The 21,642-nt window shown below is 48.9% G+C and carries 24 protein-coding genes, 1 tRNA gene and 1 riboswitch; of the genes, 10 read left to right on the plus strand and 15 right to left on the minus strand.

Annotated features, from left to right (window positions below; genetic code table 11):
• Nucleotides 1-318, plus strand: a 318-nt coding sequence (locus FHP88_RS18060; RefSeq protein ID WP_144360499.1) for a CBS domain-containing protein, incomplete at its 5' end; no start/stop codon positions are given.
• 185 nt (nt 319-503) lie between these two features.
• On the opposite strand, the gene FHP88_RS18065 is transcribed toward FHP88_RS18060, so the two are convergent.
• Nucleotides 504-2,660 carry a sensor histidine kinase gene (locus tag FHP88_RS18065; protein WP_144360500.1) on the minus strand — a complete coding sequence of 719 codons (2,157 nt, stop codon included), beginning with the start codon at nt 2,658-2,660 and terminating at the stop codon, nt 504-506.
• 1 nt (nt 2,661) lies between these two features.
• The gene (locus tag FHP88_RS18070; protein WP_144360502.1) at nt 2,662-3,363 is read right to left on the minus strand and encodes a response regulator transcription factor; all 702 of its coding nucleotides are present in this window, start codon (nt 3,361-3,363) and stop codon (nt 2,662-2,664) included.
• 194 nt (nt 3,364-3,557) lie between these two features.
• On the opposite strand from FHP88_RS18070, the gene FHP88_RS18075 reads away from it, so the two are divergent.
• Genes FHP88_RS18075 through FHP88_RS18085 form a run of 3 tightly spaced genes read left to right on the plus strand, consistent with a single transcriptional unit; the run spans nt 3,558 to nt 5,893 of the window.
• Nucleotides 3,558-4,094, plus strand: coding sequence for a PspA/IM30 family protein (locus tag FHP88_RS18075; protein WP_144360504.1), 537 nt, complete (start codon nt 3,558-3,560; stop codon nt 4,092-4,094).
• The gene (locus tag FHP88_RS18080; RefSeq protein ID WP_144360506.1) at nt 4,091-4,660 is read left to right on the plus strand and encodes a hypothetical protein; all 570 of its coding nucleotides are present in this window, start codon (nt 4,091-4,093) and stop codon (nt 4,658-4,660) included. Before FHP88_RS18075 ends, FHP88_RS18080 begins: the two co-directional genes overlap by 4 nt.
• A gap of 18 nt (nt 4,661-4,678) precedes the next feature.
• Nucleotides 4,679-5,893 (plus strand): vWA domain-containing protein, encoded by a 1,215-nt coding sequence (locus FHP88_RS18085; RefSeq protein WP_144360508.1) that lies wholly within the window; start codon nt 4,679-4,681, stop codon nt 5,891-5,893.
• 70 nt (nt 5,894-5,963) lie between these two features.
• On the opposite strand, the gene FHP88_RS18090 is transcribed toward FHP88_RS18085, so the two are convergent.
• Nucleotides 5,964-6,401: a GFA family protein gene (locus FHP88_RS18090; protein WP_260843366.1), complete on the minus strand. Its 438-nt coding sequence runs from the start codon at nt 6,399-6,401 to the stop codon at nt 5,964-5,966.
• Nucleotides 6,402-6,428: 27 nt separating this feature from the next.
• Nucleotides 6,429-6,647, minus strand: a complete 219-nt coding sequence (locus FHP88_RS18095; protein ID WP_144360510.1) for an SHOCT domain-containing protein — start codon at nt 6,645-6,647, stop codon at nt 6,429-6,431.
• A 319-nt stretch (nt 6,648-6,966) separates the two neighbouring features.
• Between FHP88_RS18095 and FHP88_RS18100 the strand changes: the two genes are divergently transcribed.
• Nucleotides 6,967-7,539, plus strand: a complete 573-nt coding sequence (locus FHP88_RS18100; RefSeq protein ID WP_144360512.1) for a transglutaminase-like cysteine peptidase — start codon at nt 6,967-6,969, stop codon at nt 7,537-7,539.
• A gap of 171 nt (nt 7,540-7,710) precedes the next feature.
• Nucleotides 7,711-8,079, plus strand: coding sequence for a hypothetical protein (locus tag FHP88_RS18105; protein WP_144360513.1), 369 nt, complete (start codon nt 7,711-7,713; stop codon nt 8,077-8,079).
• 10 nt (nt 8,080-8,089) lie between these two features.
• On the opposite strand, the gene FHP88_RS18110 is transcribed toward FHP88_RS18105, so the two are convergent.
• Nucleotides 8,090-9,565, minus strand: a complete 1,476-nt coding sequence (locus tag FHP88_RS18110; RefSeq protein ID WP_144360515.1) for a protein adenylyltransferase SelO — start codon at nt 9,563-9,565, stop codon at nt 8,090-8,092.
• Nucleotides 9,566-9,668: 103 nt separating this feature from the next.
• Between FHP88_RS18110 and FHP88_RS18115 the strand changes: the two genes are divergently transcribed.
• The 3 genes from FHP88_RS18115 to FHP88_RS18125 are packed head-to-tail and all read left to right on the plus strand — an operon-like array spanning nt 9,669 to nt 11,945.
• Nucleotides 9,669-10,283, plus strand: coding sequence for an NADPH-dependent FMN reductase (locus FHP88_RS18115; protein WP_144360517.1), 615 nt, complete (start codon nt 9,669-9,671; stop codon nt 10,281-10,283).
• A 27-nt stretch (nt 10,284-10,310) separates the two neighbouring features.
• Nucleotides 10,311-11,237 carry an oxygen-dependent coproporphyrinogen oxidase gene (gene hemF, locus FHP88_RS18120; protein ID WP_144360519.1) on the plus strand — a complete coding sequence of 309 codons (927 nt, stop codon included), beginning with the start codon at nt 10,311-10,313 and terminating at the stop codon, nt 11,235-11,237.
• Nucleotides 11,238-11,282: 45 nt separating this feature from the next.
• Nucleotides 11,283-11,945, plus strand: a complete 663-nt coding sequence (locus FHP88_RS18125) for a thiopurine S-methyltransferase (RefSeq protein ID WP_144360521.1) — start codon at nt 11,283-11,285, stop codon at nt 11,943-11,945.
• A 76-nt stretch (nt 11,946-12,021) separates the two neighbouring features.
• On the opposite strand, the gene FHP88_RS18130 is transcribed toward FHP88_RS18125, so the two are convergent.
• The 9 genes from FHP88_RS18130 to FHP88_RS19595 form a co-directional block, all read right to left on the minus strand.
• Nucleotides 12,022-12,312 (minus strand): TraR/DksA C4-type zinc finger protein, encoded by a 291-nt coding sequence (locus FHP88_RS18130; protein WP_260843367.1) that lies wholly within the window; start codon nt 12,310-12,312, stop codon nt 12,022-12,024.
• A gap of 28 nt (nt 12,313-12,340) precedes the next feature.
• Nucleotides 12,341-14,056 carry a GNAT family N-acyltransferase gene (locus FHP88_RS18135; RefSeq protein WP_144360522.1) on the minus strand — a complete coding sequence of 572 codons (1,716 nt, stop codon included), beginning with the start codon at nt 14,054-14,056 and terminating at the stop codon, nt 12,341-12,343.
• 93 nt (nt 14,057-14,149) lie between these two features.
• Nucleotides 14,150-14,344 (minus strand): CPXCG motif-containing cysteine-rich protein, encoded by a 195-nt coding sequence (locus tag FHP88_RS18140; protein ID WP_313957299.1) that lies wholly within the window; start codon nt 14,342-14,344, stop codon nt 14,150-14,152.
• 9 nt (nt 14,345-14,353) lie between these two features.
• Nucleotides 14,354-14,815: an OsmC family protein gene (locus FHP88_RS18145; protein WP_144360524.1), complete on the minus strand. Its 462-nt coding sequence runs from the start codon at nt 14,813-14,815 to the stop codon at nt 14,354-14,356.
• Nucleotides 14,816-14,849: 34 nt separating this feature from the next.
• On the minus strand, nt 14,850-15,275 hold the full coding sequence (locus FHP88_RS18150) for a YbaN family protein (protein WP_144360526.1): 426 nt from the start codon (nt 15,273-15,275) through the stop codon (nt 14,850-14,852).
• Nucleotides 15,276-15,442: 167 nt separating this feature from the next.
• Nucleotides 15,443-16,495: a permease gene (locus tag FHP88_RS18155; protein WP_144360528.1), complete on the minus strand. Its 1,053-nt coding sequence runs from the start codon at nt 16,493-16,495 to the stop codon at nt 15,443-15,445.
• Between the two features lie 47 nt (nt 16,496-16,542).
• Nucleotides 16,543-16,839: an ArsR/SmtB family transcription factor gene (locus tag FHP88_RS18160; RefSeq protein ID WP_144360530.1), complete on the minus strand. Its 297-nt coding sequence runs from the start codon at nt 16,837-16,839 to the stop codon at nt 16,543-16,545.
• A 593-nt stretch (nt 16,840-17,432) separates the two neighbouring features.
• The gene (locus FHP88_RS18165; RefSeq protein ID WP_144360532.1) at nt 17,433-20,255 is read right to left on the minus strand and encodes a putative bifunctional diguanylate cyclase/phosphodiesterase; all 2,823 of its coding nucleotides are present in this window, start codon (nt 20,253-20,255) and stop codon (nt 17,433-17,435) included.
• Between the two features lie 153 nt (nt 20,256-20,408).
• A riboswitch (cyclic di-GMP riboswitch) is annotated at nt 20,409-20,497 on the minus strand.
• A gap of 201 nt (nt 20,498-20,698) precedes the next feature.
• Nucleotides 20,699-21,016 carry a helix-turn-helix transcriptional regulator gene (locus FHP88_RS19595; protein ID WP_144360534.1) on the minus strand — a complete coding sequence of 106 codons (318 nt, stop codon included), beginning with the start codon at nt 21,014-21,016 and terminating at the stop codon, nt 20,699-20,701.
• Nucleotides 21,017-21,122: 106 nt separating this feature from the next.
• On the opposite strand from FHP88_RS19595, the gene FHP88_RS19265 reads away from it, so the two are divergent.
• Nucleotides 21,123-21,284 carry a hypothetical protein gene (locus FHP88_RS19265; protein ID WP_186297795.1) on the plus strand — a complete coding sequence of 54 codons (162 nt, stop codon included), beginning with the start codon at nt 21,123-21,125 and terminating at the stop codon, nt 21,282-21,284.
• Nucleotides 21,285-21,379: 95 nt separating this feature from the next.
• On the opposite strand, the gene FHP88_RS18175 is transcribed toward FHP88_RS19265, so the two are convergent.
• Nucleotides 21,380-21,467, minus strand: a tRNA-Ser gene (locus FHP88_RS18175).
• Nucleotides 21,468-21,642: the final 175 nt, after the last annotated feature.

The raw sequence follows: 21,642 nt of genomic DNA on the forward strand, positions 1-21,642 counted from the left end.
AATGAGAAACTGATAGGCATCCTTTCAGAACGCGACTACGCCCGAAAGATTATCATCAAGGGAAAATCATCCAAGGAGACACTGGTCAAGGAAGTGATGACCAATGAAGTCTGCTATGTAGATAAAAAGAAAAAACTGGATGAATGTCTGGCCATCATGTCCGATAAAAGGATACGTCATCTACCCGTGATGGAAGGCAATCAACTGATTGGCCTGATCAGCATTGGTGATGTGGTGAAGAGCATTATCAGCGAACAAGAGATCGTGATTGATGATCTCTACAATTATATTCATGGTGTTTATTACACACCGCATTAATTGTAGTTAAAGGGGACGGGGGAAAGCTCCCCGTAGTTTAACGGATGTGGCATTCGGGTCAGAGAGCAATTGTTCCTAATATTAGCCTTTATTGCTCTCTGCCCCCTGCTGTATCAACCGCCTGTAATGCAGCAGAAGATAGCTTTAAAACTAATAGGCGCGTTTTCCAGATAACTTCTAAATTTCTAACGCTCATCCTTCGGGGGCAGGAGCGGAAATGACACCCTGAATGCAGCGCCCGGTTGCTGGTTGATCACATCCACCCGCCCCTTCATGGCCAACGTAAGCTGACTCACCAACGCCAAGCCGATTCCCGTACCGATGGTTTCACGTGTCAGTTCGTTCTCTGTGCGGTAGAAGAGTCGAAAGATCTTTTTCATTTGATCCCTCGGCACACCGGGACCATAATCTCTAACGGTAAAAACGACCTGACTATCACGCGCTATCGTGGCACTGATATCGATACGCTTGATTGCTGACTTGGCTGAAAACTTGATCGCGTTATCGACCAGATTGATTACAATCTGGCTAAAGCTATCACCATCCAACAGAATTTGGCGATCGCTGTTTGCGGCATCACCGTTTAGATTCAACTCAAATCCTGCGCGTTCAACCTGTGAGGTGATCTTTGAGCGAATACCATCCATCGATTCAGCAATAGTGACCGGACGACAATCCAGCTGCAGATCATGGCGTGTCATGCGCGCCAGTTGCAGTACATTATTGATCAGTCGCGTTAACCGCTCACTCTCATCATGGATATAATCATAGTAAACGCGCTTCTTCTCTTCACTGGCCCACCCCTCGCGCAGCATCTCGCCATACATGCGGATTGAAGTCAGCGGTGTCTTTAACTCATGACTGACGGCTGAGACAAAATCCTGTTGCTGCCGAGCCAGGGCGATCTGTCTCAAGCCAAGTCGATACATGAGATAAAAGCCACCACACATAATCAGTATCAAGGTTGCGGCAACCCAGTTAATAATCTGACCGCCTGGACCCGCTGGCAGATGACTGATGCTGTAAATCACTTCCAGATCATTTAAGGGTGCTGAAAGCGAACTGCGATAAAGCAGCGCACCCGAGAGCTCTTCTACACTGGCGTAGTAGCGATCTGATCGTTTACCACCAAAGGTACGAATCAGCTCGCCCCGATAGGCCACTAACAGTTCACTCATCTCAGACAATGCCGTCTCGCTGAAACTACCGGCTATGAGTGATTCAAGAAAAGGCCCCTGCTCAATCAACATCCCCTGAATATAGCGCCGCCCATCACGCCACACTTTACGAAACAGGACAAAATGCCCACTATCCAGCAGGCTGAACTCAAAGGCATCAATCTCACTCTCAAAGGTATTGATACGTACGCCTGACTGCACCATGGCGGACGAATCGGCAACCGCTTCATCCTGTTCCACCACTGCACTGGGAGCTGGCATAACACTGCGCTCTCTACGTATAGCGCTTTGTTCTTGCTGTGACAGCTTCTCCTTCAACGCTGTTATGGCCTGCTCTTCTGCGAGCTTGGCTTCGTAGCGCTTATCCAATTTAAGATCTTCAACTCGACCAATGCTTTTTGACAATATCTGCTTTTTAGCCGGCTGGCGCTGAACATCTGCCCTATTCAGTTGGTCAAACGCCGCCTGTCCTTGCAAGGTCGGCGCACGGGCCTCCTGCTTTGCATACCCCTCAACTTCATGCTCTGGAACGACATCCTTTAGAGCCCTCAACTCCAACTTGTTAGCCAATTCTGCTGGCGCAGCGCTTTCCAAACTAACTGAAGTATCCGGTCGTATCGGTTTTGACTTAATCTCAGGGGTAGCCATCAACCGCCCCGGAGTGCCTCCAACAACCAGCCGATTCTGACTCAGTATCTGTTGCATTCTAGATTGCAGTGACTGTCTGGCCATCAACTCTTCTGCAGCTATGCCATAGCGATCGGCCTGTTTTAGCTGTGCGGGGAGTAGTGGTGTGGTGAGACTCCCCTGATCATCGACTTGAAAATAACCAATCATCCCGGGGATATCGCTGTTTATAGGAAAAGCTGATAAGGCAGAGCGCTGTAAAAAATTAGCTGTAGTATCACCCGCCACAACCAAAAAACTGTAATCGGTGAATGAACGAAGCGTTTCACTGTCGACCAGTTTATTCAGTTGATTGTTGATACGCCCCGTCAACTCTTCAGCCTGTACCCGATACCGGTGAAAGGCCTCCCATTTCAACTGACTGTAGGATTGCTGAATCAATACGCCAGACGGAATCAGCAGCGCCAGAAAAAACAGCAGCATCCAACGCCGCAGTTGAGATTTATTGAGGCCCGTGAGTCGGCTACCTAAATCCATACTATTCTGCCATCAGCCGATAGCCCGCACCGCGAACCGTGACCAAGTAACGGGGATTAGCGGCATCAGGTTCAATTTTACGCCGCAGCTTGGCAATATGAATATCAACCGTTCTTGTCTCCAGTTCCAGATTCTTTGCATAGCCCCATACCTTGGTAAGCAACTCATCCCGGGATACTGGACGCTCTGCATTAGCATGAAGATATTGAAGAATGTCCATCTCACGACGGGTAAATGTGAGTGCTGTCTGTTGAAGCGTTCCCGAGAGATTACGACAATCCAGCACCAACTCATCGCCTAAGTGGATCTGATTCTCCAGCGAGACACCAATACCTGAGCGACGTAGCACGGCTTGCACACGCAAAACCAATTGCGCAACAGAAAAGGGTTTTGCCACATAATCATCGGCACCCAGCGCAAGGCCCTGGACAATGTCCTCATCATTGCTTTTAGCCGTGAGCATGATAATGGGCTGTTCTCTATCGTGCTCGCGTATACCGGAGCAAATATCAAAACCGTTCATTCCCGGCAACATCACATCCAGCAGAATCAGGTCATACTGTCCACTCAAGGCCAATTTAAGCCCTTCTACACCATCCGCTGTGGAATTCACCTCATAGCCATGAAACACAAACAGATCAATCAGGCCTGTGCGTATTGCGGCCTCATCTTCAACAATTAACAGGCGTATCTTGCGCGTCATAATACTCTCTCAATCTACCAAGCCCAGTGGATTGCAGGATAGAGGAAAGCCTATCAGTTTATAACCGAATCAGCATGTAAATTTTTTGTAAATCATCCCATCATATTTTTACCAAACCCTGTCTACAACCGAATACACCACACCCCTAGACTGTACCTACACAATCAAACAGCACTTATCACTGGAGGTACGTTATGGCACTGATCAACCGGGTTTCCCGTCTTTTTCGAGCCGACATGCATGCTGTATTAGATCGCATTGAAGAGCCGGACCTGCTCTTAAAACAAGCTATCCGGGAAATGGAGGCCGCCCACGCGGAAGATGAGCAACGCAACAAGTTACTCAAACATGAATTAAGTCAATTAGAGAGTCGACAGCAGGTCTGCCAAAAAAAGCTGGATGCGATGGAAGTAGAGTTAGATATCTGCTTTCACTCTGAAGAAGAGGCGCTGGCGCGGAAGTTGATTCGTCGAAAACTTGAAACCGAGCAGCTCTCTGAACAGCTAGAAGCCCGTCAGCACAGCCTGCACCAAAAAGTGTCTGAGCTTGCTCAACGCCTCCAGGAAAACCGCATCCAACTCGAAAGCATGCGGCAGAAGTCACAACTACTGGATGAAAATCAGCAGGATTTTTCCTCAAAGGATTATCAGGAGATCAGTACGCCAACGATACAGGATGCGGATATCGAGATCGCCTTTCTGCGTGAAAAGCAGAAGAGGAGTCGGTCATGAAGCACCCAACATTCCTGGAAGGTGTAGCCGTTGCCCTTATCGCCAGTGTTGGCAGTTCCATCCTGTTCACGACAGTATCGCCCATGATGGAAAACCTGCAACTGGTCAAACTACTGGTTGCAGGACTCGGCCTCTTTTACACCCTTTATCTGTTCTCACGGAGCCGAGAGCGACTGGGACGCATCGTCACTCTATCCGCTTGGTGCATCAGTGCCGTCATCATCTGGATCATTAATCCACCACTCACACTCTACCTATTAATGCATATCGGTCTGATATGGCTTACTCGTTCACTCTACTTCTATACAAGCCTTTTCTCAGCATTAACAGATTTTGGCTTGAGTGGACTGAGTTTGGCGGCGGCCGTTTGGGCGGCTGTTCATACCGGCAGTATCTTTCTAAGTATCTGGTGCTTCTTTCTACTCCAGGCCCTGTTTACCGCCATACCGTCAGACCTGAAAAAGCGCGTGTCATCTGTAGATAACAACATTCCATCCGCTGATCGTTTTCACCGGGCTGAGCAGGCCGCAGAAGCGGCGCTTCGCCGCCTCTCATCGCTTAATTAATTATCGAGGATCCGTATCATGAAAGCTAAACTCATTGCCTTTTCACTGTTCGCTGCCACAGCTGGTGCAGTAACACTCTATCCTGTGTATAACAGCATTGGGGCTGTTACACCCATCGAAGTCAAACCCATCACCCCTACCGAGATCCACAACATCACACAGCAACGAAAGGTCATCGAAGTGGTTTTTGCACTCGATACCACTGGCAGCATGGGCGGCATGATTGAAGCGGCCAAGGAGAAGATCTGGTCAATCGCCAGCTCAATGGCCTCCGCACAATCGGCCCCACAGATCCGCATGGGTCTAGTGGCCTATCGTGATCGAGGCGACAGTTACGTTACCCAGGTACTGGATCTATCCGGAGATCTGGATAGCATGTACGCCGCACTAATGGACTTCAAAGCAGCGGGCGGGGGCGATGGCCCAGAGAGCGTCAATCAGGCGTTGAATGATGCCGTCACGCGTATGTCTTGGAGTGATGATAAAGATACTTACAAAGTTGTCTTTCTGGTCGGCGATGCCCCTCCACACATGGACTATCAGGATGACGTAAAATATCCGGAAACCATTCGCTTGGCTAAACAGAATGGCATTGTCATTAACACCATTCAATGCGGTGAAGATCGTTCCACACTGCAGAAATGGAATCAGATAGCCCAGCTCGGTAACGGCAGTTATTTTCAGGTAGAGCAGACTGGTAGTGCCCTCGCTATCTCCACACCCTTCGATGCAAAGATTGCCAAGCTGTCAGAAGAGCTGGACAAGACCCGACTCTACTATGGCAGTCGGGAAGAGAAACTGAAACAGCAGAAGAAGTTGGATGCCACAGAAAAACTCCACGCCTCTTCATCCGTTGAGTCACGCGCAAGACGCGCCACCTTTAACGCATCCAAAAGCGGCAAGGATAACTTTCTGGGCAAGGGTGAACTGGTCGATGATGTAGCCAGTGGTCGGGTGGATATCAGCAGCATTGAAACAGAGAAGCTGCCCGCGCCAATGCAGGCCATGGCCCCTGCTGAGCAGTTGGCTGTCATTAAGGAGAAAGCCGCTAAACGTGACGAACTGAAGAGACAGATCGATAAACTTGCGAAACAACGCTCTACCTTCATAAAAAGTGAAGTCGCCGAACGCGGTGATGCAGAAGCCTCGCTGGATTATAAGATCTTTAGCGCGGTGAAAGAACAGGCGGAGAAGAAAGGACTGCGTTATGAGGCCGATGCGCCGGCATATTAATGCACCTCGCTACCCTGAGCGAGCCCATCGCTCAGGGTAATCATTACACCTATTCAAATATTTCAGTCGATCAAACGAGTTGCTTGCTATCCCTGCCCTCTTCAAACTGAGGCAGGCTATCTTCAATGGCATACCAACTGGCCTTGGAACCAATAAAGATATGGGCATCCGGCGTAAGAGCAGGCTGATCCACCAGCGTACCCAGCGTGAACTCAATCAGATCACCCGAATCATTGGCCGGGGCAAATGTCATGCTTGATCCGCAGACGGAGCAAAACCTTCTTACCGTACCATTGGGCGCTTTATAACTTTGCAAGAGATGCTCCCCTTCCACCCAATGAAAATCCTCTTTACGCGCTTCACCAAAGGTTGCAAATGCGGCGCCGTGAAAACGACGACACATGGAACAGTGGCAATGCGCCATCTTTTCACCAATTTCATCTACCCGATATTTCACGGAACCACACAAACACTGCCCATTAACAGATCCCTGAGAATAATGACTCATTACTTTCTCCTTGAAGCGTGATGCCTACTAGTGACTATTCCTATTGAGTTCTTCAATTTTCTGTTCAAATATCTCTGGCGTGATCTCACCTGCATCAAGACGCTTTTGCAGTGATTTTTCCAGCAATGAACGATTTACCGGATTGCGACCTTTCATTTTGGCCCAACTGATGCCAAGTGCAATACCCCCAATCGCACTGCCCCAAAAAACCAGCATTGCCCAGAAACCAAATTCCGAAGTATCCATGCGCTATTTCCACTGTGCCAAAAAGTGCGGTTGATAATCTGTATCGTCTCATCCCGAGTGGACTATTTAACAAACAATATTTGCAGTGCGCTGCAACCGATACCGCAGAACAACCGAAATAAAGGGTTATTTATCGCGGAGATTAGACAGACGCCCTCTATAAAGCAACATCTTAATCCTAATTTTGTTAATTAATACACTGACTTACTGAGCCAGCGATATGTGGAATAATAAACCTTGTTTTGCTAAGCTGACTACAATTACTGTATGAGTGAGGTCATTCACCTTCTAAACCTGCAGTATTAAAGGTATTAAACAAATGAAGAAACTGCTCCGTTTTCTACTCATTGGGTTAGCAGCACCTGCGTTGTTCACCGGCTGTGCCACGCATAAGCTGAAGAATCAAACGGCTCACCAGAAAGTTCAGCAGAAACGTATTCATGAAAAACTGACTAAAACTGATCTGGCGGATATTAATAAAAGCTGGAATCGTTTCATCACCTATAAGCCTGATTCGCTAAGAGATCACTGGCAATCGCCAAATGAGACAATCAAACTCCGCACGGGCGATTGCGAAGACATCAGCATTGCCAAAATGCTCGATCCGGCGCTTCGGAAATCCTTTCCAGCCAACCAACTCAGACTGAGTTATGTGCACACGCCGGAGGGCGTACCGCACATGGTTTTAATCATCGGCAAAGGGGATCAGTCGTTGGTACTGGATAACCTTTATGACGATATCAAGAGCTTAGCAGAGTCAGGCTATGAGCCCATTTACCAACTGGATGCCGAGGGTCATGTCTATCAGAATGACATCTGGTTACAAGCCCATCCCAAGTTTGAAAAATTTGAAATGATTCTATCGCAACTGGATGTGGCCTCAACCAACTAAGGGGTTCTCAAAACACCCTATTAGTGCATTCCGCACCCACACGCCAAAAACCCCGTAGTATGTTTATACCTCTGTCACCAGATGTTACAAATGAGTCTATTAATTCACATTTCACCGGCATCTAATACGTTATACTAACCCCGTAGCATTCAATAACCTCACAGGGAAGAGATGAAAATATTCATACCTTATGTACCCAATGGTATACAGCGCCAGGACCTGTTGGCACTGGTACAAAAAGCCATTAAGCCATCCTGGTTTTTTCCCTTTGGAAGCGGCGCGACTGTAGCCAAGTGTAATCTCATCAGGATACTCGATGTCGATACCGGAGGAATTGAGTACCATGGTTTGATTGATGTCTACCCTGAAAAAGCGGCTACTAAGGTAATCCGTCACCTGGATGGAAAAGAACTTAACGGACAGAAGATTTCTGCCAGAAACTGGGTTGACCGAACCCTGATTATAGGCGGCAGAAAAAATCTTCCAGAGGGTATCCATGCCTGCAAACGACGACGGAATCTTGAGATCTCTGTAGCCTGATAGAATAGACTCAAGAGGAGCAACTGAGCGAAATCCAGCCGGCCCAATCGGGTATTTCTCCCGCATACACCTGATAATCTGGCTGCTCACCAAAGGGATGCCTTAACAGCGATAGCAGATCATTCACAGGCTTGTAATTGCCCTCCTGGGCCTCACGAATCGCCTCCTCCGCCATATAGTTGCGTAAAATATATTTTGGATTGACCGCCTGCATCTGTTTCTCCCGAATTGGAAAACTCGCCGCCTCCTGCTCAACCCGGCATAAGTATCGCTCAAGCCAACGACTCAACTCTGGCGTCTCAGTAACGACTGCAAATAGCGCGTCTTGTGCATCGGCCGAACCCTCATAACTGCTAAGCGATCGGAGAAAACGCGTCATATCAATCTTTAGCGCACTCATCAATTCACACAGATCATTGATCAGTGCGGCATCCCCTTCTTGCGGCCTCAACAATCCAAGACGCGCGCGCATACGTTCCTGGTAGTATTGTTCAAACAGCTCCGGATAATGCTCTAGTTCGATCTCAAGTGCTTTACGCGGTATTAGTGGTAGAAGCGCCTGAGCCAGACAGGAAAGATTCCAGTGAACAATGCCAGGCTGTTGATTAAAGGCATAGCGGCCCTGCTGGTCAGTATGATTACTTATGTAGGCGGGTTGGTAGCTGTCCATGAAAGTGTAAGGACCGTAATCAAATGACTCCCCTAATATCGACATGTTGTCCGTGTTGAGTACGCCGTGCACAAAACCATAGCTTTGCCATAAGGCCACCAGTCGTGCGGTGCGCGCAACAATCTCTTGATACATGGCAAGATAAGGGTTATCTGCACATTTAGCGGCAACAAAATAGCGATCAATGCAGTAATCAGCCAACCGCTTGAGGTCGTCGGGACGACCGCGATAGAAGAAGTGCTCGAAATGCCCAAACCGGATATGACAACGACTGACCCTCAGCAGGGTTGCACAGTGCTCTATCTGCTCGCGGAACACCTGTTCCTTACTGCCCACGAGACAGAGCCCGCGGGTTGTTGGTATACCCAAGCCATGCATGGCCTCTCCTGCAAGATACTCCCGTATACTGGAACGGAGTACTGCACGGCCATCGCCAGATCGCGAGTAAGCCGTTCTACCCGCCCCTTTCAGATGCAGATCCCAACGCTCCCCTGAATGGCTGACCACCTCCCCCAGTAATAACCCGCGCCCATCACCCAGATCAGGGTTGTAGACGCCAAACTGGTGCCCGGTATATTTCATTGCAATACTCTCAGCGCCGGGAAGATTTGCATGTCCACCGAAATAGTGGGCCAATGAGTCACTATCCAGCGTTGCTGGATCCAGGTCTAATAAGTGCGCCACCTGCGGGTTAATGCTGATTAAGTGAGCTGACTCCAAAGGACTCGGATCAATACGCTGATAAAAGTATTCGGGTAAGCGGGTGTAACTGTTATCAAAGTTGAGATTCTCAAGTGTTCTTACTGTAGCGGGCATCAGCATGGCTCATTAGGTTTGACATCCCTATAACCTACCATTATCGTTGGTTATTAACAGCCCACAATTCGTGGGCATTTTATAGCAGCAGGAAAGTTGTAACATGAAAGTGACCATAATCAGCGGGAGTCATCGTGAGCCTTCACAGAGCATGAAGGTGGCAAAACATATTCAGAGGACACTGTTATCATCGGATTATTGTGATGAGGCGGAGATCTTCAGCCTGGCCGGCAACCCCCTACCACTCTGGGATCAGAGCATCTGGGAGGGAAGCCCTGACTGGAAAGAGATCCTTGAACCTATGCAGACACTGTTTCACAACAGTGATGCCTTTGTAGTGATCTCACCCGAGTGGCACGGTCAAGTACCTGCTGGCCTGAAAAACCTGTTTCTGCTCTGCAGTAAACAGGAGGTTGGGCATAAACCGGCGATGATCGTGACGGTCTCATCCGGTGATGGCGGTGCCTATCCAGTGGCTGAACTGAGAATGAGTAGCTATAAGAACAACCGTATTTGCTACATTCCCGAGCAAATTATTGTGAGAAATGTAGAACGCGTGTTGAACGACGATCCGGCCGAGAATAATCCCGATGCCGATAGCTATTTCAGGGAGCGCATTGCATGGTCACTGGCACTGCTCAACCAATATGCTATCGCATTAACTGGCGTGCGTAATAGTGGCATCACGTATCATGAAAAGTTTGGCAATGGCATGTAACCCCAAAGATCAGGAACGCATCTCGACATGAGCATACCGAATAAAGCTGCTGTCATTGACTACCTGTTACAACTCCAACAACAGATCTGCGAAGCGCTGGAGCAGGAAGATGGTTCTTCCCGCTTTGACATCGATGAGTGGCAGCGTGATGGACAGCATGGTCTGGGTGGTGGCGGTATCACCCGGGTTATCACAAACGGGGCCGTCATCGAACAGGGCGGTGTCAACTTCTCCCATGTCATGGGTGAGAGCCTACCCCCATCCGCCAGCGCACACCGTCCTGAACTGGCCGGGCGGGCCTTTGAGGCCATGGGATTGTCACTCGTAATTCATCCACTCAATCCCTATGTGCCAACCTCACATATGAATGTGCGATTTTTTATTGCTGAGCGCGAAGATGAGGATCCGATCTGGTGGTTCGGTGGTGGCTTTGATCTTACGCCCTACTATGGGAATGATGAGGATTGTCGGCACTGGCATCAAACGGCACAGAATGCCTGTGAAGGTTTTGGCGAAGAGACATATCCTCGCTTCAAGCAGTGGTGTGATGACTACTTTTACCTCCGGCATCGAAAAGAACCCCGAGGCATTGGCGGCCTGTTTTTTGATGATTTGAACGAATGGGATTTTGCCACCTGCTTTAAGTTTATGCAGAGCGTCGGCAACCACTACACCCAAGCCTATCTGCCCATTCTACAACGCCGCAAGGATCAGCCTTACGGTGACCGCCAGCGTGACTTCCAACTCTACCGCCGTGGACGCTATGTTGAATTCAACTTAGTATTTGACCGGGGTACGCTGTTTGGTTTGCAAAGTGGCGGTCGAACAGAGTCCATTCTGATGTCCTTGCCACCGCTCGTTAAATGGCGCTATGACTGGCAACCTGACCCTGACACTGAAGAAGCCTTATTATATGAGCGGTATCTGAAACCGACTGACTGGCTCTCCATCTAAAGACATACACCAAACACGGCAATCCGTTTGCTATTGAGGCCGATTATGGAAAAACAATTTTGGCATGACCGCTGGGAGAGCAACCAGATTGGTTTTCATCAGGATGAGATCAACAGTCATCTACAAACCTACTGGTCGAAGTTAGACCTGCCCAAAGGCGCTTGTGTTTTTGTGCCACTCTGTGGGAAGAGTCGCGACATGCTTTGGCTACTGGAGCAAGGCTACTCTGTACTGGGTATCGAGATCAGCCCAATAGCCGTCGCTGATTTTTTTCGTGAAAACAATCTTCAGGCTGAAATCACCACTAAAAAGGGCTTTCAGCGCTGGTCCTGTGATGAGTTGGTCATACTCTGTGGCGACTTCTTCTCGCTGTCGTCTGAAGAGGTAATGGCCTGTCACGCGATCTACGATCGTGCCTCGCTCATTGCCATGCCACCGGCTATGCGTCCAGCCTACGCTGAAAAGATTCTACAACTCTTTCCCGCAAAACGCCCCACGTTACTGATCACGATGGAATACCCGCAGGATGAGATGAAGGGTCCACCCTTCTCAGTAACCGATAATGAAGTACGCAATTTTTACGCAGATAGCTTCCAGATCAGCACGCTATTGACTGAGGATATTCTTGAAAAGAACACCCGCTTCAAACAGAGAGGGATCACACGCCTGCATGAAATAATCTATCTGTTAGATCCACTTGCAGAATAAACAGCACCACGGTGAAATTGCTAAAATCTCACCGTGGCGCATATCATCTCAGTGAAAAAATGTGTCACTCTTCAACTCAGCAGACACTCAGTAAATAATCATCTAACTCTGAGTTGATCCTGCGTCGATCGCCCGCACTGAAAAGCCCTGCACACTCCCGCTCTTGTTTACTGGCGCACTGTATACAGTGCGTACATCCCGGCACAAGTTTCAGTCGTGCCTTGGGAATAATAGTGCCACATGCATCACATGACTTGTTCTGTACAACCTTGGTGAATTTCCGTGAATTGTCATGCTGACGAATCTTCATCACCGATGTCAGGATTTGATCTTCAATAAACTTGTCAGCCCTATCTGCCATATCCATACCGCTATCCTCCGACGTATTTTTACGTTTACTCTCCGATATAACGCTTTCTCTTTGTTGCTTTCATTTTGGTGAGATCAACCAGAATCAATCCATCTACACAATCTGAAAACTGTGTATCTATTCCAAATCCCAAAAACTCCACTCCCCCCTCTTCACAGAACTCCGTGTATTGTTTATAGAGTGTCGGTACCGTCAGATTAAACAGGGATAATTGATGCTTCAGTTCTTGATAATCGGCCTTGGCATCATCACCTGAAAATATTGACCGGCACTCCTGCTGCGTACTGAGACTGATTCGATAGGGGTTATATGATTCAGCCAGATTCAACCTGCTGCCATAATAATGACTGAAGTAATAGACGATCAGATCACGGGCATGGGTAGGGTATCGCGCACTCAAGCTAACAGGACCAAACAGATAGCGTACATCCGGATGATGTTTCACATAGGCACCAAGCCCTTGCCATAGATAATCAAGTGCCCTTGATCCCCAGAAGGTGGGCTGTATAAAACTGCGCCCTAGCTCTAATCCTTGCATACAGTATTGGGAAAAGGATGGATCAAGTTTGAACAATGTGGCGGTGTAGAGTCCTGACAGACCTTTCGATTCAACGATTGATCGTGTTTCACCAAAGCGATAAGCGCCGGCGATCTCTAGCGCCTCATCATCCCAAAGTACCAGATGCTTATAGTACTGATCATAACTATCAACGTCCCTACGCAGGCCTGTTCCTTCACCCACCTTGCGAAAACTCAACTCACGAAGTCTACCGATCTCCCGGATAAAGCTGGAATCGGCCTTCCAGTCTGACAGGATAATCTGTTTCCCATCGACAGTTGAACCAAGACACTCTGCCTCACGTAACTCACTCTTCAGTGCTTGTCGCGATTCAGGATGGGCAATACTCTTCTCTGTAGCAAAAATACCTGGCCTACCCTGGCCCATGCGATAAAGATGTTTACGTAGCATCTTCACTAACGCCTTGTGGTTAATACCCGATTCACCGAGGGCGTGAATAGGTATCGCCTCACCCACTCGAAAGCCGATGGTATTTTTTCGTTGGCGAAACATCTCCCTTACCAACAACAGCGCCGCCAATGGTTTGGATAGCATCGAGACGCCATAGAACAGGGGTGAATTCTTGGCATCAATATATACAGGTACAATAGGCGAAGCGGTGCGCTTGGCGAACTGCAGGAAACCCGGTTTCCAGTGAACATCACGCACACCCGTTGGCCTCAACCGGGAGACCTCACCCGCAGGAAAGACAATGACCGCCTGCTCTTTATGAAGGGCGCCATAGATACGTTTGATATTTGATTTTGGCGAGGCACCGCCAAAATTATCAACGGGCAACAACAGTTCATCTAAAGGCCTTAACGAAGAGAGCAGATCGTTGGCAATAACCCGAATATCCTTTCTTACACGACTGATCATCAGGATTAACGCCAGTGCATCCAATGCACCCAATGGGTGATTGGCGACAATCACCACCCGCCCCGTGGAAGGGATATTTTCCAACTCTTTACTGATCAGGGAGTAATCGAGATCAAAATAATCCAGGACCTTCTCAATAAAATCGAGTCCTTTGACCCCTTCATTAACAGCAAGAAAATGGTTTATCTCACGCTCGTTAAACAGCATTCGAAGAAACCGTACCAGTGGTTGCGCGACTAATCTCGGTTTACGTTCAAAGAAATCCGGGAACCGATCAGTTATTACCTGTTCGACGTTTAGCACAGTCCATCTCCACAACTTGATTGTGGTGAAGAGTAGCGCCGGGATATGACGTGAAATTTACAAGTCTATGAACAAATAATGACAGCAGAGCAATCAGTCATCCTCACAGCGTACGTTCAATGCGGTTATCTGTTCATCTGACAGTGAGAGCGTGATGATGATGGGCCGGCAACATACTTGACAATCCTCTATATACTCTTGCTCAGGCACAGAGCAATCCAACAGAATCTGAATATCCTCACCGCAATAGGGGCAAGCAATTGTCTGTTCCTGAATCAGCTCCATCATTGAGAGACTTTAGACCGGTTCAATCACCACCTCTGTTGTAACTGAATTGGCTATAAAGCAGAGGTCATGGGATTGGTGGTGCAGTGCCGCCAGCGCCTCCGAAGCAGGCTGTTTCTCTCCAGAAAAAATGATGTTTGGCCTGAGTGTTACTGAAAGCATTGCCGTCTTACCCTGATCATTTAAGCCCATTACACCGACTGCATCATCAACATAAGCGTCAACAACAAAGCCTTGCTGGGCAGCCAGCGCAAGAAAAAACAACATATGACAACTGGAAAGCGATGCCACAAAGGCCTCTTCTGGATCTACATTGGCCTCAACAGAGAGAGGAATCGGTACCACATGGGGTGATGACGAGGCTGGCACAGTGACGCCACCATCAAACTCCCACAAATGACCACGGCTATATTTATTATCCAGAAAGGGTGCATCACCTCGTTGCCAGTTTACACGTGCGGTATAGTTCGACATGACTCCCTTCCTTTTTAGAATAAAAATCTGTTATTTATTCGGTGCAATCTTCTGCTGGTAGCGATGAGGGTCTTGTCAGCAGATAACTGGCCACAATCATCATAACTATGGCAACCAGTGAAGTCATCTGCCAAGACAATTCACTAAAACCACCCAGAAAAATCAGGCTGCCGAGCATACTCAAGACGATAAGGATCTTTGCGTGTCGCGGTATGATTCGATATTGATGCCAACGCTGAAGGGCTGGCCCAAAGGTTTTATGCGTGTAAAGCCAGTGATGTAACGTATCTGAGCCATTTGAAAAGGCCCAAAGCGCAAGTAACAGAAAGGGTGTCGTCGGTAATACAGGTAAAATAACACCCAGCATACCCAGACCAAAAAACAGCCCGCCCAATAGAATATAGGTTATTCGAACAGACTTCGCTAAATGCGACGACACGGGATTCGGTATTTTCGACATGCCCAAAGTTTAACTCAGAGGCGATAAGAGAATAAATAGATCAATGGCACTCAGGATCTTGTTAAAACAAATCCCTCCATGAATAAAGAAACAGTGCACCCGAAAATAAGGGCGCTTACCAGGTTCCGGCCACACCACCACCCACGCATAAATACAGCGGTGCGGTTTTACAACACTATCTGCGCCATTAACCCGGTACTGATGGCAATACCAAACACCGATACCAGAAAGGCGATCATGATCGGCCAGTGGAACATGCGCTTGAGCATGATCATCTCCGGCAGAGAGGCACCGGCCCCGCCGATCACCAACGCAATCACCGCGCCGATACCCATCCCCTTGGCGGTCAACGTCAGGGCAATGGGAATCATGGTAGAACCGCGTACATACAACGGGACACCCACCAGGGCCGCTATCGGAATCGCCCACAGGTTATCCCCCCCGGCATAGGTCACCAGCCAGGTATCCGGCACAAAACCATGGGCCACAGCACCAATCAACACACCAATGGCGACATGGGGCAGAAAACTGCGGAACTGCGTGGTCGCCTCAACCAGCAATCGTCTTGCCGTTGCCATGCGTCTATTAATGTTGTGGCTCACCGGTTGCATTACACCCAGCCCACTGACATCCGGTGCAATCGGCAACGTCAGATCCGGTGTGGATGGCGCTGGAGCGGAGCAGCAGGCCCCTTCAACCTTGGCCTTGGGCTGTAAGGCATCAAACGAAACTGTAACCGATTGTGGTTCCGACTGCGGGGCAGGCTGAAACAGATCGCGCCTCAGGTAGCGCTCAAACCCGGCTCGGTCCATCAACCAAGAAACGATCAGCGCCATGCTGATTGCCATGCCCGTATAGAGCAGGGTCAGTTCCAGACCGAACGTGATAAAGAACAGGGTCACTATGATGGGATTGACCAGGGGTGACGTGAAAAGCAGCGTCATGGTCGGCCCAAAACCGGCACCGGAGCGTAACAGGCCCAGGGTGAGCGGCACCGTTGAGCAACTGCAGAACGGTGTTGCAGCCCCAATCAGCGCCCCAATCAGATATCCGTGACCATGACGGGCAGAAAGATAGTGCCGGGTCTTCTCCGCCGGCAACCAGATCTGCAGTGCGCCAACCAGGGCACTGATCAGGATAAACAACACCGCCAGCTCGACAAACAGCTGACCGGCATAAAGCGCGGTATCCAGAATTTTTTCACTCAACGCGGAAGTCATGTCTTATCCATATTTCCAGAATTATCGAATATTAAGCCCAAATTTTTTTACTCGGTACAACCTCCACTGCAGCAGGCATCCATCAGATAGGCCAGCGTCTCGTCAATCGCATCAAACTGAGGGCGGCAATAGAGCACCCGCCCATCCCGCTGTTGTTCAATCAGACCGGCTGAGACCAGTCGCGCAATATGGTGTGACAGCGTTGAACCCGGTATCTCCAGGATGCGCTGCACCTCGCCTACCGGGCATCCATTCGGCCCACACTTCACCAAATGGCGAAATATACCCAGCCGGGTGCTGTGGCCCAGTTCGGCAAAACGTTTGGCGGCGAGATCCTGATTCATGGGCCAATGATAGCCGGCTTACTATTTATTTTCAAGATTCTAGTATTATCGAAATATAAAAATCCTTCATTACGAACGTTTCTATTTTATGGATATCTCCCAGAACCAGACGCAATCAGGGGATTGAGAGGCTTTGGGATCATGGCTCGAAAGTAGTAAGTCGAGCAACGCTTTAAAAGGCGGGTTTGTGAATACATACTTGGCGCTGACTCCATAGCCATGCCCTCGCTGATCGTAATGGTTAATCGTAACAACCAGGTATATATAGTTACTGAAACGGCGCTAACTAAATCACGTTCCTGATATTTTTAAAATATGGCGGAGAGCGAGAGATGAATACCCTGCGGTCACTTTGCTACGCGCTTTCGCGCTCCGCGATCGAACCTTCTTTTTTGATATCGAGGGTTCGAATGTCATTTTTCCAGGTACATAAAAGGATCGCACATTAGCGATCCTTTTATGCTTGGCGGAGAGCGCGGGGAACTCTGAAACATACGTAGGCGGTCATGAGAAAGTCAATTCGTGTGCCTCTCCCCTGGTAAGCAAAAATCAACAGCCAGCATTTCAATGCTATTTGACACGTACGAGGCAAATCAAAGCATGGAGAGCCGCCTGTTGGGCAGCTCGTCATCCTTGGCCTGTTCATTTAACAACGCCTCGAACTGGATTGCCGTGAGGGGTTGGCTAAAATAGAAACCCTGCATCTTTTCACAGCCATTTTCCCCAAGGAAATCGAGTTGGACAGATGTCTCTACCCCTTCCGCTATCACGTCAAGCTTCAGGTTATGCGCGAGGCTGATGATGGCTTGAGTAATCGACATATCACCTTCATCATGCGGGATATCCATGACGAAAGAGCGATCAATTTTAAGCTTGTTGATGGGCAGGCTCCTCAGGTGGGAGAGGGAAGAGTAACCCGTGCCAAAATCATCGATAGCTATGTTTATACCCATCGCCATGATCTGCTGTAGGATCATTGCGCAGGTTTCGGGGCTTTGCATCAGGGCTGTTTCGGTTACTTCGAGTTCGAGGTATTCCGGTGATAACCGGGAATCGGCCAGGATCTTCCGAAGATCTTGTGTGAGTGATTCAAGTACCAGCTGTAACGGAGAGAGGTTGACCGAAGTGACAATATGGCTCAGACCGGACTCCTGCCACGCCTTGTTCTGTTCACAAACATTCTCTATAACCCACCTTCCGAGATCGATGATCAGTCCCATCTCTTCAAGTGCCGGTATGAAGGTGTCCGGTGATACGGCCCCCAGTTGGGGGTGTTTCCATCTCAATAGGGCTTCAGCACCTATAATCCTTTTACTGCGGGCACTTACCATGGGCTGGTAATAAATTTCAAACTCCCGTTTTTTTACAGCCTGGTGCAGGTGGCTTTCCAGTTCCAGTCGATGCGTGAATCTTTCTCCCATCCTGGGGTTGAAGTGCAAAATTGAGCCCCGCCCTTTCTCCTTGGCATGGAACGTGGCAGAGCTGGCAGACTGCATCAGTAGATCAGGGGCATCCGCGTCCCTGGGATACATACTGATACCGATGCAGGCGCTTACATTGATAAAGTGTCCTCGTATAGGAATCTTTTCAGAGAGCGCATTCTGTATTCTCTGTGCGCAAGCATCCGCCGCCTCCGGGGTCTGGACGTCCTCGAGCAGAACGGCAAAATCATCACCGCCTATACGTCCGACCGTGTCACCATCATCAACACAGGTCAATAATTTTCCGGCGATTCTACCCAGTAGCTCGTCACCAATGGCGTGTCCCAGGGTATCGTTTATAACGTTGAAACCATCAATATCGACAAACAGAATGGCAACTATGGTGTTCTTTTGTCTCGCACGATTGATTGCGTGCTCGATACGACTTCTGAATAATGTCCTGTTGGCAAGCCCGGTAAGGTTGTCATGATAGGCCATGTGTACAATTTCATTTTCAACGTTTTTCCGGGATGTAATGTCGTGAAGCAAAATCAACCGCTGCTTTTTATTGCCCCAAACGGTCTCATTTATATCAGCCTCCGCCGTGCCCCAAAGGTGGTCTTCACGATGGATGTCGATCTCTAGCCGAGAACCCAGGCGCGCGAGGGAGAGGGCCTTGTTGGTGAGCGGTTCGCTTTTCTGCTGGTTGAGCATTTTTTCTGCAACCGCATTGATAAACAAGCAAGCTCCATCGGACCCCGTAACAACAATACCAACCGGGCTCTTCATGACAAGCATCAAGAAGCTCTGCTCTGATAGGCGCAGTTTCTCCTCGACGCTCTTGCGCCATGTCACCTCCGTTCTTAGTTCCGCCGTGCTCTCCTCCGCAGTGCGTTTGGCTTCGATGAGATTTTTCGCTGCGCCTCTTGTCTTGCGGATGCTGATTGCTACCAGAAAAATCGTTACGAAGGTAATTAACAGCAGTTGTACGATGGTATGCAGCTTCTGCTCTTTTTCTTCATTGATACGCTCCTTGACGATCTCTGAACATAGCTCGGAAAAAGACAATACCGATTCGATGGTCTGGGTAGCACTACCCAGCCACTGTTCTGCGTTAACTTCATAATTGCCATGTGCTGCATCCTTGTAGATCCTGGTGCGAATATCACTGAAATCCCCTGACAGTGAATCCCGCATTTTACCAAGGGCGTCGATTACCCGTTTGTCCACATAGCCTATCGAGTCCAGCTTATGGAGCATTTCAAGCCCGTGCTCGGCCTGCCGCTGATAACTATCAAGTTCGAAGGACACAAAGTCAGGTATGGGTTGTTTGTTTATGAGGTAGGGTGTCAGCAGGGCGCGTACCCGCCCCACGTTTTCGCTTATGCTCCATGCCCAGTTCTTTATTGCCACATAGCCGTCTATGCTTCTATGCGTTAACTGATTAGCCATAATAAGCTCATGTGCATGTTGTTCATGCCCGATGGCATCTGATATGCCACTGAACCACACCTCCGTGGTTATCTCGGCTGAGTTACCGCCAACATGCCTGTCCACCCGTTCTCGCAACTCGATGATATGGCGTTTTGCTTCCTTCAGGTGCAGCAGTCCAAGGTCAATGATGATGTTTTCTGCGTGCCTCTCTTGTTGCGCCTGTAGCCAACTCATCACATCTAAAAGAATAGCGTCCCCGCTTTTCCTGTATTTTTCTACCTCCGCCAGAAATTTTTCTCGCTCAGAAGCGGACGCGTTGATAGCAGCGGTGGCGAATCCGCGCTCGGCCGCCAGCTGGTCGGAAGCAGTCCGCAGGTTGGCCGAGAGTTGATTTAACGCTACCTTTTCATCAAGCAGGCGGTAGTCACTCCACGATCGCCATGCGATCAGCGCAAACAGGATCAGAATGACAATAGCCAGAAAATAGAGTGTTGTTGAAATAGCACTAAATGGGTTCTTCCAATGAAGCGCCCAGTGGCTGATGTGGGGGGGTGTTTTCATGTCATTTAAGACCCTTGGCTTCACCAGCGGCTTTACTGATGGTTAGGACTGATAGTTTTGAGTATGAAACAGTCGTGCGCAAAGGCTGAAAGACAAAATGATCAGATATTGACGTAGGCACACGCTACCCCATCAATAGGTAGATATTGATTGTCTGGCAGCGACCACTATCCTGGGTTTTTAAGCCGTTAGACTGGTGGCTTTGCGACCCGGCCTTTCGAACCGGTTAGCCTTTTTCAGATGACAGAAGTTTAGGATATGAACTTATTTCTTGTCAATATTATGTGACCCGCATCACGAAAATTATAATTATATCTGTATAAGTGGGTTTGATCACTGGCCGCCAGGGAAGACTGAAAGCCGAGGCGGTTAGACCCCGGTAGTTGTGAAGCGATATTGGATACCCGGCGTGCGGATAGCGCCAGAGGGAATCCAAAGATCGACTATGAACACGACGCTCTGTCACGCCGGGAGACCGCACCGGAGCAGTAACGAGCTTGCGATGTTGTTGCGTAGTGCTGGTAACTGGGACGGTCGGGACAATAAGAGTCTGTCAAAGATCGAGTGCAAAAGGGAGACTTGGATGTCCCGTTTTGCATTCGTCTCAAAGATTTACCGTTCTCAATCTTCTGGATTACGGCTTGGTTAGCTCTAGCGAGGTCAGCAAGTTGCTGTTGGGTGAGTCCTGCAGATAGGCGGGTTTGTCTAAGGCGCTCACCTAAGCCTTTCTCCGCATCCTTCAGAGGATCGATGAGGGACATCTTCTATACATTCCCTGTGGGTATATTGTTAGACCAAGACTACATTAGGTGGGACAATATAATCAAATAATTCCTCATCATAAATCAGGCACTCTGAAAGGTAACAATGAAGATAACAATCACAATAGAAGATACAGAAGATGGTCAGATCACCGTAGCTGAGGAGAGAACCCCAGGCACAGGAGAGACTGAGGAATCAGTGACTCAATCCACTGCTTTAGCTGATGCTATTTTTGAAGTGATGGATCAATTAGGTGAGATTGACTGAAGAATCATGTAACTCATCAAAAAGCTGATTTAAGGGGGTTGGAACAGGCAAGAAAAAACCCTGTAACTTGTTGTAATTACAGGGTTTTTGCTATATGGCGGAGAGCGAGGGATTCGAACCCTCGATACGTTGCCGTATACACACTTTCCAGGCGTGCTCCTTCAGCCACTCGGACAGCTCTCCAGTAAATTGTCTTTCTACCTTGAATCTCTTTTCTGATTCAGGTGCAAGCACGCGGCGTGCTCGTTACTCGGGCTTGCGCCCTCGCCCCTTCGGGGCCGTCGCCAAAGGCGACGTTCTCTCGGAACTCCTCGAGTCAGCCACTCGGACAGCTCTCCAGTAAATTGTCTTTCTACCT

The organism is Sedimenticola selenatireducens (assembly GCF_007625115.1).
GTDB lineage: Bacteria > Pseudomonadota > Gammaproteobacteria > Chromatiales > Chromatiaceae > Sedimenticola > Sedimenticola selenatireducens_A.